Source organism: Pseudaminobacter soli (ex Li et al. 2025) (assembly GCF_029892515.1).
Taxonomy (GTDB): Bacteria; Pseudomonadota; Alphaproteobacteria; order Rhizobiales; family Rhizobiaceae; genus Pseudaminobacter; species Pseudaminobacter soli_A.
This window is the reverse complement of record NZ_JARXVF010000006.1, coordinates 178979-194022: the sequence shown is the minus strand read 5'-3', so window position 1 is coordinate 194022 and position 15044 is coordinate 178979. Positions and strand designations below refer to the sequence as shown.

General features: G+C 60.7%; 17 protein-coding genes. 8 read left to right on the top strand and 9 right to left on the bottom strand.

Annotated features, from left to right (window positions below; genetic code table 11):
- Nucleotides 1-15 precede the first annotated feature (15 nt).
- Nucleotides 16-693, top strand: coding sequence for a transposase (locus tag M2281_RS22400; RefSeq protein WP_280823396.1), 678 nt, complete (start codon nt 16-18; stop codon nt 691-693).
- Between the two features lie 746 nt (nt 694-1439).
- Here the strand turns inward: M2281_RS22400 and M2281_RS22395 are convergent.
- Nucleotides 1440-1712 (bottom strand): DUF6522 family protein, encoded by a 273-nt coding sequence (locus M2281_RS22395; RefSeq protein ID WP_280823394.1) that lies wholly within the window; start codon nt 1710-1712, stop codon nt 1440-1442.
- A gap of 144 nt (nt 1713-1856) precedes the next feature.
- On the opposite strand from M2281_RS22395, the gene M2281_RS22390 reads away from it, so the two are divergent.
- Complete coding sequence (locus M2281_RS22390) at nt 1857-2321, top strand: group III truncated hemoglobin (protein ID WP_280823393.1); 465 nt, start codon at nt 1857-1859, stop codon at nt 2319-2321.
- Nucleotides 2322-2367: 46 nt separating this feature from the next.
- A complete protein-coding gene (locus M2281_RS22385) occupies nt 2368-2799 on the top strand; it encodes an Rrf2 family transcriptional regulator (RefSeq protein ID WP_280823392.1) in 432 nt (143 codons plus the stop codon).
- A gap of 134 nt (nt 2800-2933) precedes the next feature.
- Here the strand turns inward: M2281_RS22385 and M2281_RS22380 are convergent, their stop codons facing one another.
- From M2281_RS22380 to M2281_RS22360, 5 genes are all read right to left on the bottom strand, one after another.
- Nucleotides 2934-3710 (bottom strand): MetQ/NlpA family ABC transporter substrate-binding protein, encoded by a 777-nt coding sequence (locus M2281_RS22380; protein ID WP_280823391.1) that lies wholly within the window; start codon nt 3708-3710, stop codon nt 2934-2936.
- Nucleotides 3711-3750: 40 nt separating this feature from the next.
- Nucleotides 3751-4419, bottom strand: a complete 669-nt coding sequence (locus M2281_RS22375; RefSeq protein ID WP_280823390.1) for a methionine ABC transporter permease — start codon at nt 4417-4419, stop codon at nt 3751-3753.
- On the bottom strand, nt 4409-5443 hold the full coding sequence (locus tag M2281_RS22370) for a methionine ABC transporter ATP-binding protein (RefSeq protein ID WP_280823555.1): 1035 nt from the start codon (nt 5441-5443) through the stop codon (nt 4409-4411). Before M2281_RS22370 ends, M2281_RS22375 begins: the two co-directional genes overlap by 11 nt.
- Before the next feature lie 403 nt (nt 5444-5846).
- Nucleotides 5847-7016, bottom strand: coding sequence for a M20 aminoacylase family protein (locus tag M2281_RS22365; protein WP_280823389.1), 1170 nt, complete (start codon nt 7014-7016; stop codon nt 5847-5849).
- Between the two features lie 165 nt (nt 7017-7181).
- Nucleotides 7182-7796, bottom strand: a complete 615-nt coding sequence (locus M2281_RS22360; RefSeq protein ID WP_342394287.1) for a LysR family transcriptional regulator — start codon at nt 7794-7796, stop codon at nt 7182-7184.
- Between M2281_RS22360 and M2281_RS22355 the strand changes: the two genes are divergently transcribed.
- The 4 genes from M2281_RS22355 (at nt 7786) to M2281_RS22340 (ending at nt 11345) form a co-directional block, all read left to right on the top strand.
- Nucleotides 7786-8148: an HD domain-containing protein gene (locus M2281_RS22355; RefSeq protein ID WP_342394285.1), complete on the top strand. Its 363-nt coding sequence runs from the start codon at nt 7786-7788 to the stop codon at nt 8146-8148. The two genes, M2281_RS22360 and M2281_RS22355, sit on opposite strands and share 11 nt — an antisense overlap.
- 277 nt (nt 8149-8425) lie before the next feature.
- Nucleotides 8426-9091 carry an NADPH-dependent F420 reductase gene (locus M2281_RS22350; RefSeq protein WP_425537791.1) on the top strand — a complete coding sequence of 222 codons (666 nt, stop codon included), beginning with the start codon at nt 8426-8428 and terminating at the stop codon, nt 9089-9091.
- Nucleotides 9088-10455 (top strand): NTP/NDP exchange transporter, encoded by a 1368-nt coding sequence (locus M2281_RS22345; protein WP_280823387.1) that lies wholly within the window; start codon nt 9088-9090, stop codon nt 10453-10455. Before M2281_RS22350 ends, M2281_RS22345 begins: the two co-directional genes overlap by 4 nt.
- Nucleotides 10452-11345 carry an aldo/keto reductase gene (locus M2281_RS22340; RefSeq protein WP_280823386.1) on the top strand — a complete coding sequence of 298 codons (894 nt, stop codon included), beginning with the start codon at nt 10452-10454 and terminating at the stop codon, nt 11343-11345. The genes M2281_RS22345 and M2281_RS22340 overlap by 4 nt, the downstream gene beginning before the upstream one ends.
- 273 nt (nt 11346-11618) lie before the next feature.
- Here M2281_RS22340 and M2281_RS22335 read toward each other — a convergent pair whose 3' ends face one another.
- From M2281_RS22335 to M2281_RS22325, 3 genes are all read right to left on the bottom strand, one after another.
- Entirely contained in the window at nt 11619-11897 is a 279-nt protein-coding gene (locus tag M2281_RS22335) for an HU family DNA-binding protein (RefSeq protein WP_280823553.1), read from the bottom strand.
- Between the two features lie 367 nt (nt 11898-12264).
- Entirely contained in the window at nt 12265-12393 is a 129-nt protein-coding gene (locus M2281_RS22330) for a hypothetical protein (RefSeq protein WP_280823385.1), read from the bottom strand.
- 48 nt (nt 12394-12441) lie between these two features.
- Nucleotides 12442-14067, bottom strand: coding sequence for an ABC transporter substrate-binding protein (locus tag M2281_RS22325; protein WP_280823384.1), 1626 nt, complete (start codon nt 14065-14067; stop codon nt 12442-12444).
- On the opposite strand from M2281_RS22325, the gene M2281_RS22320 reads away from it, so the two are divergent.
- Nucleotides 14056-15024, top strand: a complete 969-nt coding sequence (locus M2281_RS22320; RefSeq protein WP_280823383.1) for a LysR family transcriptional regulator — start codon at nt 14056-14058, stop codon at nt 15022-15024. The genes M2281_RS22325 and M2281_RS22320 overlap by 12 nt on opposite strands.
- Nucleotides 15025-15044 lie beyond the last annotated feature (20 nt).

Sequence of the window (15044 nt, the reverse complement as noted above, 5' to 3'; positions counted from 1 at the left end):
TCAAGGAAGGAATTCATGAGGCGACAGACTCGACCGTTCACCGTGGAGGTCAAACAGAAGCGCGGCATGCAGGGACGAAGTCGTTCGATCTGGGGTGATATCGATCTGCCTGCTCTTGTAGCTGAGACAACAAAAGAGTTCGCTCCCATCGAGTGGACAGACAGTCAGCTTATTGACTCTAATGCGCTAGCGATTGATGCTGGAGACAGCCACAACCCGTTAGTGGAGGATCACATGGCCGACCCTCAAGAAACTGAACAAGAACAGAGCGCCACCGAATCTCAGGCACCTGAAGCGAAGAAGAAGGTACGGCGATCGCGGAAGGCAAAGGCTGAACCCAAGCCGTCTGCTCGCAAGAGTGGCGCCAAGCCAGCCGCCCAGATGGCTGAAGCCCCGACAGCAGCAGTTCGGACCGGTCGAAAGATCTACTCCGAAAAGGAACGCGCTCGAATGCTTGGAGATATCGAGCAGTCGATCGGTCGCGGCGCGAGTATCAGAAGCGCGGTCAAGCAGGCCGGTGTCTCGGAGCAGACCTACTACCACTGGAAGAAGGCTGCAGTCCCCGCATCAGAAAGCAACGATCTCAAAGGTCTTCTGGCGCTCGAGGAAGAAAACAAACGACTGAAGAGCCTGCTTGCGGAACGTCTCCGCAAGGAGAACGCCGAACTGAGGAAAAAGCTGGGGCTGAAGTAGAGGCGGTCAACGAGGCGTCTCGAACTCACAGCAGCTGCGGATCGACTTCCCTGACGCGCTACGCCAGGAAGCAGATCTTAGTTGTGTTGCGCTATTTCGCTGAGCGACGTGCCGAACTTTTCATCCGCTCCGGGCGCAGCGAAGCAGAGCGAGCTCGGGTGTGCCGCCATTCTGAAAGCAGCCGCTCTTCTCCTGGATAGACTCCCAGCGATCCAATCGGATGTTTTTGCGGGGGGTGCGGTTATCATAGTGCGCCGAGAACCATCGGTTCTAGGCGCACTGCGACTGGAGATCCTCATTCAGCCAAACGGCGCCGGCCGCCTTCTTACCCATCTTGGCCCTGAAGTCGTCGTGAGAAGCGATCCGGGGACACTGAACACCTTCCTTCCGTCCGTGCGGCGAACCAGATCGATGCCGCAGAGGATGTTGCCCCGCTGGACAGTTCCACCCAACTGGAACCGGCAGCCGTTGCGGCGAGATAATTCGAGAAGATAAAACGCCTAGCGGGTGATGTAATATAACTTCTGGAAGCTCAGAGTTTGTTGCCACTATGCCGTTCACACGAAGATCATGACCACTACGTATCCCACGATACATAGCAACAAGCCGCCGATTAGCATCGGCACAAGCGTGCTTTCCGAACGTTGATCCATCATGGTGCCTTTCTGTTTTTAATTTCTTGGATAGCTAACCTTGGTCGGGTGCTACCCAGCGCATTCCGCCGGGCAGATGATCGATGAGCCCAACTAGCCTCCCAAGGCGGGAAATTGTCTGAGGTCGATCGACTCCTCGCTGACAATGCAGTTGTCAGCGTCGATGATGCCACGCCAGACCGCGTGTCCGTTGCGCACAGTCAGGCGCTTGCGGCCTTCGTCGTTGTCGACGCCACGCTCGACCAGGCTTGTCACGAGGCCGAGGCGCATGCGGCGCCGAAGTTCGTTCGCCTCCATCGAAAGCCTATGCGCCAGGAATGTCGGGTCCAGGACATAATCTCCGGTCTCGTCAAACTCGATCCTCATCTGGCCTCCTGATCGTCAGTGCGGCATAAAGATAGATTGACGATATATGTTTTAACCCACATAGTGAAGCCTGTTCGCATCACATACCCATCATAGTTGGACGACTAAGGGCCGCAGCGAACTGGCTGACGGCGGAGTGCAGGCATGAGCGTAGGCGCAAAGGACAAACCAACCATCGTCATCGACGGCCGGGTGCTGCCCGAGCAGTTGGACGAGCAGATGATCCACGATGTGGTTCACGGCTTCTATGACGAGATTCGCAAGGACGCCCTGCTCGGACCGGTGTTCAACGGGGCCATCGCGCCGCATGATTGGCCACGGCATCTGGCAAAAATGTGCGATTTCTGGTCGTCCTTGATGCTGCGCACCGGCCGCTATGACGGCCGCCCGCTGCCGCCGCATCTGGCGCTTCCGGGGCTGGGCGAACATCACTTCCGGCGATGGCTTGGTTTGTTTCGCGCAACCGTCCGAAATCTCTGCCCGCCGGAGATTGCGGCGCTGTTCATGGAACGGGCTTTCCGCATCGCCCATTCATTCCGCCTTGCACTGGCCCACAATCGCGGTGAAAACACGTTGACTGTCGAGCCGATCACGGCCGATAGGCTATGACCTTCCGGGACAGTCGGCAGGGTCGGCATGCGAAGGTTGGATCAAAATGAGGCTGACGAATTTCTCCGACTACACGCTGCGCATGCTGATGTTCGCGGCGTCCGCTGAGGACCGGCTGTTCACGATCGAGGAGACGGCGCGTGCCTTCGGCGTATCGAAGACACATCTAAACAAGGTTGCCAACACACTGACCCGCGCCGGATATCTTGTCGCGGTTCGCGGCAGGTCAGGCGGGCTTACTCTCGGCCGCCGGCCAGAAGACATCCGCATAGGCGACGTGATCCGGCTGACCGAACCAGACTTCGCCCTGGTCGAATGCTTCGCGACGGGCAACCAATGCACGATCACGCAGTGTTGCAGGCTTTCCGGTATGCTGCACGACGCCCTGTCGTCGTTCCAGAGCGCGCTCGATCGTTACACGCTTGCCGACATCGCTTTGGCGCCCCGGGATTTTCTGCGCGAGACGTCCCGCGCCTAGCGTCGGCTACCGACAAAATCGCGCTAGTGAATCCGTCTCGTAAATCCAAAAAGTGCGCGACGCCCGGCGGCACTGGGCCAGCCGGGCATCGCAGTTCGGGCGATTTGCAGCATCGGGCCAGGCCCGAGCGCCGATTACCAGGACGGGATCAGCGCGCCCTTGAACTCGTCGTTGATGAACGCCTTGATGCTGTCGTCATGGTAGGACTCGACAAGCGTCTTGACCCACGGCGCGTCCTTGTCGGCGCTGCGCACGACGATCACGTTGGCGTAGGGAGATTCGCTGCCCTCGATGGCGATGGCGTCGGTCTTCGGGTGCAGGCCAGCTTCCATCGCGTAGTTGGTGTTGATGACGGCGGCGTCCACGTCATCCAGCGAACGCGGAAGCTGCGCGGCGTCGAGTTCGGAGATCTGGATGTTCTTCGGGTTTTCGATGATGTCGGCGGGGCCCACCTTCAGGCCGGCTTCCGGCTTGACCTTGATGAGCCCTTCCTTGGCGAGAACGAGAAGCGCGCGGCCGCCGTTGGTCGGGTCGTTCGGGATGGCGACGGTTGCACCATCAGCGAGCTCGCCGAGGTTTTTCACCTTCTTGGAATAGACGCCCATGGGCGTGGTGATGGTCTTGCCGACGCTGACGAGATCGAAACCGCGATCGGCGATCTGGTTATCGAGATAGGGTTGATGCTGGAAGGAGTTGGCGTTGAGGTCGCCGTCGGCGAGCGCCTGGTTCGGCACCACGTAGTCGGAGAATTCCAGGATCTCGATATTGAGGCCCTTCTTGGCGGCGACTTCCTTGACCTTTTCCATGATCTGCGCGTGTTCGCCGGGCGTGACGCCGATCTTGATGTCTTCGGCCAACGCCGGGACGCTGATGAGGGCGGCGAGGGCCGCCGTGACGAGGAACTTCATCATGTGTATCTCCTTGATGTTACACGACTTGGGAGGGGGAAAGTCAGCTCTTGCGGTTTCGCTTGTCGAAGCGCCGGGCAAGCGCGTCGCCCGCGCTCTGGACGAGCTGCACAAGAACGATCAGCACGATCACCACGGCCAGCATCACCTCAGGCATGAAGCGCTGATAGCCGTAGCGGATGCCGAGATCGCCTAGACCGCCGCCGCCGACCGCGCCGACCATCGCCGAATAGCCGATCAGGCTGACGATGGTCATGGTGAAGGCGAGCAGAATGGCGGGCCGAGCCTCGGCCAGAAGCACCTTGAATACGATCTGCATTGGCGTCGCGCCCATGGCGCGCGCGGCCTCAATCAGCCCCTTGTCGATCTCCCTGATCGCGGCCTCAACCAGGCGGGCGAAGAACGGAACGGTGGCGATGGTCAAGGGCACGATGGCTGCCGTGGTGCCGATCGACGTGCCGGTCAAAAGGCGGGTGAACGGAATGATTGCCACGACCAGGATGATGAACGGCGTAGAACGAGCCGCATTGACGACAAGCCCGATCGCCTTGTTGAGCGCCGGTGCCGGGAAAAGCTCGTCCTTACCGCTCGTGGCGAGGAACACGCCAATCGGCAGGCCAATCAGCGACCCGACGAGACCGGATACGGCCACCATATGCAGTGTCTGCAGCAGCGATTTCCAGAGCAGGCCAAAAAGCATCTCAGGCGACATAGCCCAGCACCTCCGTGGAAAGGCCGGTTGCGGCATAGAAGCGGTTGGCACGCTCGAGGACTTCGGGTGTGGCCGGATAGGCGACGACCAGCGTGCCAAAAGGCTCTCCAGCGATCTCCTCGATGGCGCCGGCAAGAATGTTGACGTTTCCGCCGATCTCGGTGACGAGTTGCGCCGTCAGCGGCTGGAAGGCCGTCGCGCCGAAGAAGGTGAGCCGTACGAGAATGCGGTCGCCCGCCGAAGGCTCCGGCTTCAGGTCGGAGCGCAGCCATTCCGGCAGGTTGGTGCCCAGCGCGGAGGAGAGGAGGATCCGCGTCGTCTCATGTTTGGGCGCTGTGAAAATGTCGAAGGTGGGACCCTGTTCGACGATGCGCCCTTTGTCGATGACCGCGACGTGGCTGGCGATGGTCTTGACCACTTCCATCTCGTGCGTGATCAACAGCACGGTCAGGCCGAACTCGGCGTTGATCTGCTTCAGAAGCGCCAGGATCGACTGCGTGGTTTCCGGGTCGAGCGCGGAGGTGGCTTCGTCCGACAGCAGGAGCTTCGGCGACGTAGCGAGCGCCCGGGCGATGCCGACGCGCTGCTTCTGCCCGCCGGAAAGCTCCGACGGGTAGCGCTCCGCCTTGTCGCCGAGGCCGACGAGATCGAGAAGCGGGCCCACCTTCGCCTTGATCGCAGCCCGGTCCAAACCGGCGATCTCGAGCGGCAACGCTATATTGTCGAATGCGGTGCGCGATGACAGCAGGTTGAAATGCTGGAAGATCATCCCGACCTCGCGACGCAGGCCGCGCAGACCGGCGTCGTTCAGCCGGCCAACCTCGGTTCCGTCGACCACCACCTGACCCGAACTTGCCTTTTCGAGGCCGTTGACAAGCCGGATGAGCGTGGATTTGCCGGCGCCGGAGCGGCCGATGATGCCGGTGATCTCGCTGCGGCCGACGGTCATGTCGACATCATCGAGCGCGGTGAAGGATTTCGCGTCGCTGCCATAGCGTTTGGTCACGCGCTCAAACGTGACCATGGGCGCGGCTTCTGCGCGCTCATGCCGGACGGCACCGGCCGCGACAGTTGGGAGTTTCATTTTTAGCTCACGTTTCAGTCAGGTCATCCCGGCGAAATAGCATCGCCGTCGCGTCATACGAAGACGCTGCACATTCGATGACAGGTGACTAATCGTAGCATGCAATCGGCCTTGGTCTGGACAATCCGGGTCCCGGTGGATGCACAATTGCCCGGACTAGACGGGATTTGACAGGAATGAAATTCCCAAAATTGGCCGTTCAGAGGAATATTCTCACGGCAAAGCCGGCCCTCGAATTGGCGCTGCCCGTTCACGTGCTTATTACATCACCTCGAAGACCAGAGGTTCTTTTCCCGACGGAGGCGGTGCCGCCTCCGTCTCATGAGGATGAGTTGCTTTTTCTTCAGCCGTTCAGTCGCTGTGACACCAGTTCGGTCCAGTAGCGAATGCCGTGCACGATCGCCCCGTCATTGAAGTCATAGGCGGGATGGTGGAGATCGGCGGAGTCGCCGTTGCCGATCCAGATGAACGCGCCCTGCCGCTTTTCCAGCATGTAGGAAAAATCCTCGGAGCCCATGGTGCAGGGCCAGTTGCCGTCCACCTTCTTTTCCCCGGCTATGCTCGATGCCGCCGAGATCGCGGCAACGGTCATCTGCGGATTGTTGACGGTCACCGGATAGCCCGGTCGCCAGTCGATCTCGGCCTCGGTCTCGAACAGCTTTGCGGTGGTAGTGACGATGTCGCGGAAGCGGGCTCCCACCGCCTTGCGCGTCTTCGCCTCGACGGTTCGGATCGTACCTCCGATCTCGATAGCCGCTGGGATCACATTGAGGGCGTTGGGCCGGCCGGCGTTGAAATAGGTGACGGAGACGACAACAGGATCGAACGGATCGGTGTAGCGCGACGCGATTGACTGCAGTGCCGTGACCAGATGGGCGCCGGCGACCACCGGATCGGGCGTCAGATGTGGAGAGGCCGCATGGCCGCCGCGCCCCCTGAGCGTCACGACGAAGCGGTCGCCCGCCGCCATGATCGCGCCGGGCCGGATCGCAAAGGAACCGACGTCGAGCCCCGGCTCGTTGTGCATGCCGAAGACCTCGTCGATGCCGAAGCGCTCCAGCAGGCCCTCCTCGATCATCACCCGGGCGCCGGCGCCGCCTTCTTCAGCAGGCTGGAAGACCAGCACCACAGTGCCGGCGAAATCGCGTGTGGCGGAAAGATGCTTGGCGGCGCCCAGCAGCATGGCCGTGTGGCCGTCATGGCCACAGGCATGCATCATGTTTTCCACCTTCGAAGCATGCGGAAGGTTGGTCTGCTCCGACATCGGCAGCGCGTCCATGTCTGCCCTGAGCCCGATCGTGCGTCCGTCTCCGCGGCGACCCTTGATGACCGCGACCACACCGGATTTGGCAATCCCTGTCGCGACCTCATCGCAGCCGAACTCCTTCAGTTTCTCCGCCACCAGCGCTGACGTCTTCGGCAGGTCGAACAGCAGTTCCGGATGCTGATGGATCTGTCGCCGCCAGGAGATGGCTTCTTCAGCGATAGCGCCGATTGCGTCATGAGGGGCCATTCGAGATTTCTCCATTTCCGATTTTCAGAACCCGCCCGGCACGATCGCTCCCTGTTGATCGCCATCGTGCCCCAGGCTTTTGTTTCTGAGCATGGTCTTATCCGAAAAGTCCGCGTCTTTCCGAGATCATCCTTTATGCCAGCCGCCGAAACGGCGAACGCAGCGTCAAGCCCGATACCCGGAGGCTGCTTCAGCTGGCAGAGCCAGGCAGTCGATCAGAGTGCGATGTTCGGCAACGTTGGGACGGCTGCGCGGCCAGGTGATCCAATAACCGGCCTCCGTCCGCGAGTAGTCCGGCAGGCGCTGGATGGTCTCGAAGGACAGCTGGAGGTGCGGAAGGCGACGCGCGATTTCGGCAAGACGCGGAACGATCCATAGCTCGATGACCGACGAAGAGGCCGCGATGATGATCTTGCGCCGTGGGGCCGCGAACAGATTGGCGGCACTGTGTGCAAGCTGGGCCAGCGCGGTCTGGACGTGCGGCAGCCATGCCTCCCCCTGCGTCGACAAGCAGACCCCGCGCGCCTGCCGGTCGAACAGCTGCGTGGCGAGCTTCAGTTCGAGATTGCGGATGCGCTGGCTGACGGCAGCCTGGGTGAGGCCGAGTTCCTTGGCTGCAGCGGTGAAACTGCCCAAACGCGCCGCCGCCTCGAAGACCCGGATCCATTCCAACAGGGGCAGGGTGTCGTGCTGCTTATCCATAATGAAATCGATGCCTTGCTGTCGGTATTCGTTGCTTGTGCTCACCAGCGAGTTCGGCACCTTCTCGATGGACGACACCGTGGACAAGCATCACGAAGAAGCGGGCGCCCGGGTCGTGGAACGCTTCTTCCCGAGCATAGTCGTCGATTGCGTGCGGCAGCACGTGGCCGCCAAGCGCTGTATTTGCGCGACCGACCCCAACTATTTTGCACAGTTGTCTCCGGCGTCCGTGCACTCATTGAAGCTTCAGGGCGGCCCTATGAGCCCGGCCGAGATCGAGGAATTCGAAAAGCACCCGAACATCAAGGAGATCGTGAGGGTTCGCTATCTCGACGATGCCGGAAAGATCGCTGGAATGCGCACGCCAGACTTTGCGCACTATGCGCCGATGCTACAACGAGCCGTGGATACTCACTGCCGCGTTGGCTAACGAGGCTTCGGCCTGCAACAGTGGCTCGCCCAACACGTCGCGGGACGGCACACGCGTGATCGCCGCGCTGTCGATCACTGAGAAATGATGGCATCGACTTTGATCTTGGAGCCGGAAAGACCGATATCGCATTGAAGCTGAAGGGGGATGCAAGGAGGCTTGCATGCCCAGGCAAGAAGCCATCGAAGCCGCCAGCATTCGACTCGAAGACCCACGCAGTGGGATCAATCTCGAACGTCGCGCTCTGTTGAGTGCCGGCGCGGCGCTGATCCTCGGGATGGTCGTGCGGCCGGCACGCGCCGACGCCCAAAGCAAGACCCGCATCGGTATTATCGGCTCGGGCCATATCGGCGGCACAGTCGGCACGCTCTGGGTCAAGGCCGGTCATCCGGTCCTGTTTTCCTCGCGCCATCCCGATGAGCTCAAGGATTTGGTCGGGGGCCTCGGCGAGTTGGCGAAAGCCGGCACGATCGAACAGGCGATCGCGTTCGGCGATGTGGTGTTCCTAGCCATACCCTACCGCGCATTGCCGCAAATGGGCCAGGACTATGGCGCCGCACTAAAAGGCAAGATCGTTCTTGATGCTGGGAACGCGATTGCACGGCGCGATGGCGATGCGATCGTCGCCGAGGTCGAGCGGGACGGCATCGGCGTGGTTTCCCAGAAATACCTTGCAGGGACGCGGCTAGTGCGCGCGTTCAACACGCTCAACTACAAGGTCCTTGCCAGCGAGGCCAATCGTTCCGCTCCAAGGTTGGCCATTCCGATTGCCGGCGATGACGACGAGGCGATGCAGACTGCGGCCGGGCTCGTCCGCGATGCAGGCTTCGATCCGGTAGTGGTCGGTAAACTTGCCGACGCGCGCAGGTTCCAGCAGGGCGGTCCGGGCTACGGCCAGCAGGTGAGCGCGGCCGAGTTGAAACAGAAACTGTCGCTGCCATGACGAGATCGCAGCGGAACGACGTTTCCGGGTCTCAAGCTCGCTCCCTGGGAAGCATCATCGCTGCGGGAAAACGAGGTCTTGCGTTTGCTGTTCCGGCAACGCAGGAGGAGCGAGCCGCGGCGTTATGGTCATTTGGCTATTTCTTCTCGCTGCTCGCCGGCTATTACGTGCTGCGGCCGCTCCGCGACCAGATGGGCATTGCCGGCGGCGTGCAGCATCTCCCTTGGCTGCTCACCGCGACTTTCGTTGCGCTGATTGCAGCGCAACCGCTTTACGGCGCCTTGGTATCTCGGCTGCCGCGTGCGCGCTTCATTCCAATCGTCTTCCACTTCTTCGTCATCAACCTTGCCGTCTTCTGGCTTCTGCTGACGCTTAACATCGCGCCCATGGAGGTCGCTCGCGTCTTCTTCGTGTGGGTCAGCGTCTTCAGCCTGTTCGCGGTCGCGGTGTTTTGGTCCTTCATGGCGGACCTCTTTACCGCCGAGCAGGGCAAGCGCCTGTTCGGCTTTATCGGCGCGGGAGGCACCGCCGGCGGACTATTGGGGCCGATCATCACCATCGGGCTTTCGAAGCCGCTTGGCTCCGTCAATCTTCTCATTCCAGCTGCGGCGCTGTTGGAAGTGGCGGTCTTTTGCGCATATCGGCTGGAGCGCTCGGCCACCGCACCGGCCGGCGGGCACGCTGCCGTTCGCGCTGAGCCGACGCGCATCGGCGGCAATGCCTTCGCCGCCCTGCCGGAGTTGATCCGCTCACCCTATTTGCTTGGCATCGCCGCGTGGGTCAGCCTGTTGTCGTTTGGCGCCACCATCGTGTACCTTGAACAGGCCAATATCATTGCTGCAGCGGTGCATGATCGCGATACGCAGACGCGCATTTTCGCCGGCATCGATCTTGCTGTCGGCCTTCTGAGCTTGGCGACACAGGTATTCGCCACCGCGCAGGTGCTCAAGCGTTTCGGCACCGGTGCTGCGGCCGGAGCCTTGCCCGCCGCTTATATTTTCGGATTTGCCGCGCTGTTCCTGGCGCCCACATTGGCAGTGGTGATCGCTCTCCAGGTGGTCCAGCGCTGGATGAATTTCGCGATCGCCAATCCAGCGCGGCAGGTCTTTTTCACCGTCCTTGGGCGTGGCGAGAAATATAAGGCGAAGAACCTGATCGACGTCGTAATTTATCGTGGCTCGGATGCCGCATATGGCTGGGTTTTCAGCAGCCTGCAGGCGCTGGGGCTCAAGTTTGGCGGTATAGCACTGGTCGCCATACCCGTGGTGGCTGCATGGCTTCTTCTCTCGATAGCTCTCGGCCGAACGCAACAACGTCGCGCCGCACTCATAGAGACGGAAGCGTTGAAAGGAGAAAGCGCATGAGCGTCGCTCTGACCCGTCGTCAATTTGTCGTCGCCGGCGCCCTGGCATGCATGGTTTCGCCGGCGCCTGCACAGACTTCGACCGTGCTCACGCGCGCCATCCCAAAAACCGGCGAACAGCTGCCGGCGGTTGGGCTCGGTACCTCGCGCGTATTCGACACCAACGATGAAGAAACGCGAGGGAAGGCGGCGGCGGTGCTGCATGCCTTGATCGCTGGGGGCGGTCGCCTGATCGATACCTCCTCGGTTTATGGCGATGCCGAGGCCGTGCTCGGCGAGACCATCGTGCCGGCCGGGTTGCGCGACAAGATCTTCCTCGCCACCAAGCTCGAAGACCCGGACGCCGCCGAACTCAAGCGTTCGCAGAAGCGATTGCAGATGCAAAACTTCGATCTGTTGCAATTGCATAATGTTAGCGATCCGAAGCAATCGCTCGCTCGATTCAAGGATTGGAAGGCGCAGGGCTTGTGTCGCTATATTGGGATAACTTCGACGAGCCACGACGACTTTCCCGCGGTTGAGGCAGTGCTTCGGCGCGAGAAGCCGGATTTTGTGCAGATTGACTACTCGCTCGGCGATCGCGAGGCAGAGAAGCGCGTCCTGCCGTTGGCGGCCGATGTCAAGGCGGCAGTGCTCACCGCCCTGCCGCTCGGACATGGCCGGCTCTTTCGCGCTGTGCGCGGCAAGCCGGTGCCGGATTGGGCGCACGGCTTTGCCGAAGACTGGAGCCAGTTCTTTCTAAAATTTCTGCTCGCCGATTCGCGAGTAACGGCCGTTATTCCGGGCACCGCTGACCCCGCTCACATGACTGACAATCTGGGCGCCATGCGCGGTCTGTTGCCTGATCCGGATCAGCGCAAGAAAATGGAAGCGTTTGTGACAACGCTGTAGTGCCACCAGGGCACGGATCGCGGCAGGCGCCCTGCGGGGCGCGGTTGAGCGATCATGACGGTCGTTCCGGTCGCTGCGCGGAACGACCCCGCCTCGGCGGCATGAATTTCCCGCGCGTTGTTGAGCCGAAACAACGCGCCAAACCAGCGTCCGGCTTGCCGGGAGCCCAGCCGGAAACGGGATCGTCTGCCTAGATCATCCAATGATGCCATTGGCCGAGGTCGTCCGCTGCCTCAGCCGCAAGCCTTTATCTGCGGAACGCGCCAGACTTCATTAGCCGTTCAGCATGTCTTTCACCGCTTTGGCCGGCGTGAAGGTCAGCTTCTTTGACGCCGCGATCTTGATCGTCGCGCCCGTAGCGGGATTGCGGCCTTCGCGCTCCGGCGTCTCCTTGATCTTGAACTTACCGAATCCGGCAACGTTTGTCTCCGCGCCACTCTTCGCAGCTTCGGCGATCTGCTTGAACACGCTGTCAACGATAGATTTCGCCTGCGCCTTGGAAAGGTTCTGTTCGCCGGCGATCTTGTCCGCAATCTCGGTTGCTGTCGTCATGTAAAGAAAATCCCCTGTTTCGAAAGTTACTTCTTCCCGTATGACAATGAATGTGCGGCGATGGTAGCTCGGAAGCGACAATCTCGACGCGCATCCACCGAAAACCGCATCAATCCTGGGAATTCGTCGGATTTGTTGCCTTGCCCGCGCCCTCCAGGCGGGACGACAATTGCGATATCCTCGCGGGCGCTTCAAAGGTTTGAGCCGCCTTGACGATGAAACCGCGTCCTCGTTGCTTTCAAATGTCTCCACCGTCGACTGGCGTTTTGTACCCATCCGCCCCAGTCCCGGACGACCGACCGCCGCTGAACAGTGTCGGCTGGTTCGCAAAGCGTAAGAATTAGACGTGTCCCCGTCACGACGTAGGTCACATGAGGACCTTCGCCACACCGGCCGGCGTGTCCGTGCGCAGCGCGGTCACGGCCAGCGTCAGCTGGTCGTCGACGCCTAGGTAATGGAGGGCGACATAGCCGCCCAGTCCTATGAGTATGAACATCGGCCCCGGATTTCGCTTCGGCCGCTTCTTCAGGGGGTGGACGCGAGCCTATCCCAGCCAGGTATTCTCGAAGTGCTGTTCATAGGCCTGATGCATCTCGTACGCTCTGACGCGGGGCTGCATATGACAGAACAGTTTGCGCCAGTAGGGCTGCACGATGACGCCGGCGTTTTGCAATATGCCTTGCAGATCCGCCATCAGTTCGCGTCTCTTGTCGGAGCCCGCTATCGCATTTGCTTTCTTCAGCTTCTCGTCAAACACCGGATCGGAGAAAGCGGTTTCGTTCCAAGCGCTTCCGGTTTGGTAGGCGAGTGCCAGGGTCTGGATGCCAAGCGGACGGGCATTCCAATTGGTGACCGCAAACGGATATTCGGTCCAGCCATTCCAGAATGAGGCTTCCGGATAAACAGTGCGCTTCACCTTGAAGCCGGCTGCTCGCAATTGTTGCCCGATCGCATCAGCGCTCTCCTTACGATAATCGGCTTCAACCGAAATGAGTTCGAATTCGTGATCCACGGCACCTGCTTCATGGAGAAGCGCCATCGCAGCCTTCGGATCGGGCTTGACCGGTGGCAAGACGGCATAGTCCGGATGCATTGGGCCGACATGGTGGTTCTCCGCGGCGGTTCCGAAACCGTCCGCGCCCAGCTTGAGAATGACTTCGTTGTCGACGGCAAGCTGGACCGCGTTGCGAACGCGCTGGTCGTCGTAAGGGGGCTTCCTGACATTCATCCGGGCCACGATGGTGGTGGCGGTGACGATCTCGGATCTTTTCAGGCCCATGCCATCCATAGCTGCAACCACGGCTGTCTGTGTCTGGCCGTTCAAATCCACCTCGTCGGCCTCAAAGGCGGCCATCGTCGCCTGCGAATCGATGCCGTAGTCGATCCAGTCGATACCATCGAGCCAGACGTCGCCACCCCACCAGGAGCCGTCAGGACGTCGTCTGACGGAAGCGCGGGAGCCGACTTCGAGCTTCGTCAGTTCGAAAGGCCCCGTTCCGACCGGCTGATCTGAAAGCTGTTTGCCATTCTTGTCGAAATCCCGGTGAACGATCAGCGCGGGATAGTCGGTCATGGCTGGAATGATGGTGACGTCCGGCCTACCAAGGTTGAGACGTATCGTATGGTCGTCCACGATCTCGATCGCTCCCTTTCTGGGTCGGCCGTTGTCGGAGTCGATGAGAGCACCCATCCGTCCCGCCATGGAGTTACCGGGAGCATCCTTCTGACACCACCGGCTTATGTTGAAAGCCACATCTTCAGCGGTGAAGGTGTCGCCGTTGGACCACTTCACACCCTTGCGGACGTTGAGGACATATTGAGTGGCATCGTCGCTGACCTGCCAGCCTTCCAGCAGCATCGGCCGAAAGGTGAAATCGTGGTCCCAGCGCACAAGCGGTTCGATGAACTGCATGGCGACATTGCCCATCTGGGAAACACTGAACTTCCTGGGGTCCTCGATCGCCATGACTTGCATGCTGACGCGCAGGATGCCGCCCCGTCGTGGGGTCTCCTCAGCAAGCGCGGAAACCGGTGCTGCAAGCCCGAGTAGCGAATATGCGCCGGCTGCACTGGCGCCGAATACGCTCGCCAGCGCCAGAAACTCTCTTCTGTCCATTCGGCCGTCTCGGGCATCCGTCTTTAATCGAGTCAATATCGGATGTTCAGCCATTCCATTTTCCTCCCATTTTTGGAAACTTCCCTGTCTGCAAACATACGCGCGGGGGCGAATATGAACCTCTTCACAGCCATGCGGGTCTTTGAACGCGTTGCCACTCTTGGAGGGCTTTCTGCGGCAGGAAGAGAGCTTGGGATGTCGTCCACTGCGGTCAGCCGCCATCTCAAGGAGCTTGAGGACGAACTGGGTGCGCGCCTCGTCAACCGCACGACGCGCAAGCTCAATCTCACCGAGGTCGGCCGAAACTACTTCGAACGGGCTAAGGTTTTGCTTGACGAGATCGATGAGTTGCAGGATGCGGCGCGGGGGCTGCATAGCCACACCCGGGGTCTGATCAGAGTATCCTGCTCGAACGTGCTGGGGCATACGCGCATCACCGCGCTGATCCCGAAATTCCTGCGCGAAAACCCTTTCGTCTCTGTCGAATTCAACCTCACCTCGCGCTATGTGGTCGGTGTGGTCGAGGAAGGCTACGACGTCGCCATCCGCTTCGGCGACCAGAGCGACTCGGTGCTTATCGCCCGCCGCCTCGGGGAGGTCCGGAACTACGTTTGCGCGGCGCCGAGCTATTTCGAACGCAATGGCAGGCCATCTCACCCGGCCGAACTTGGCGGCCACGAATGTGTTCTTAGCAACTACGCCAAGAGTATCGGTACTTGGCCCTTCCAGGGGCCTGACGGTTCGTTCTCGGTGCCTGTCAAGAGTCGGGTTTCGACCAACAGCGTGGAGGCGGCTTATCAGATGACGCTCGCCGGCTTCGGCATCGGCAATCTCCCCAGCCTGCTGGTGGACGATGCTTTGCGCGCAGGCAGGCTCGAGGCGGTGTTGCAGGAATACCGCCCCGTTACCAGCCCGATCTACGCGCTCTATCCGCATCGCACCTATGTGCCCGCTAAGGTGCGCGCCTTTGTGGATTTCCTCATCCGCGAACTATCCTCCGACTTGATCTGAGACGGGTACCCACTCCCAAC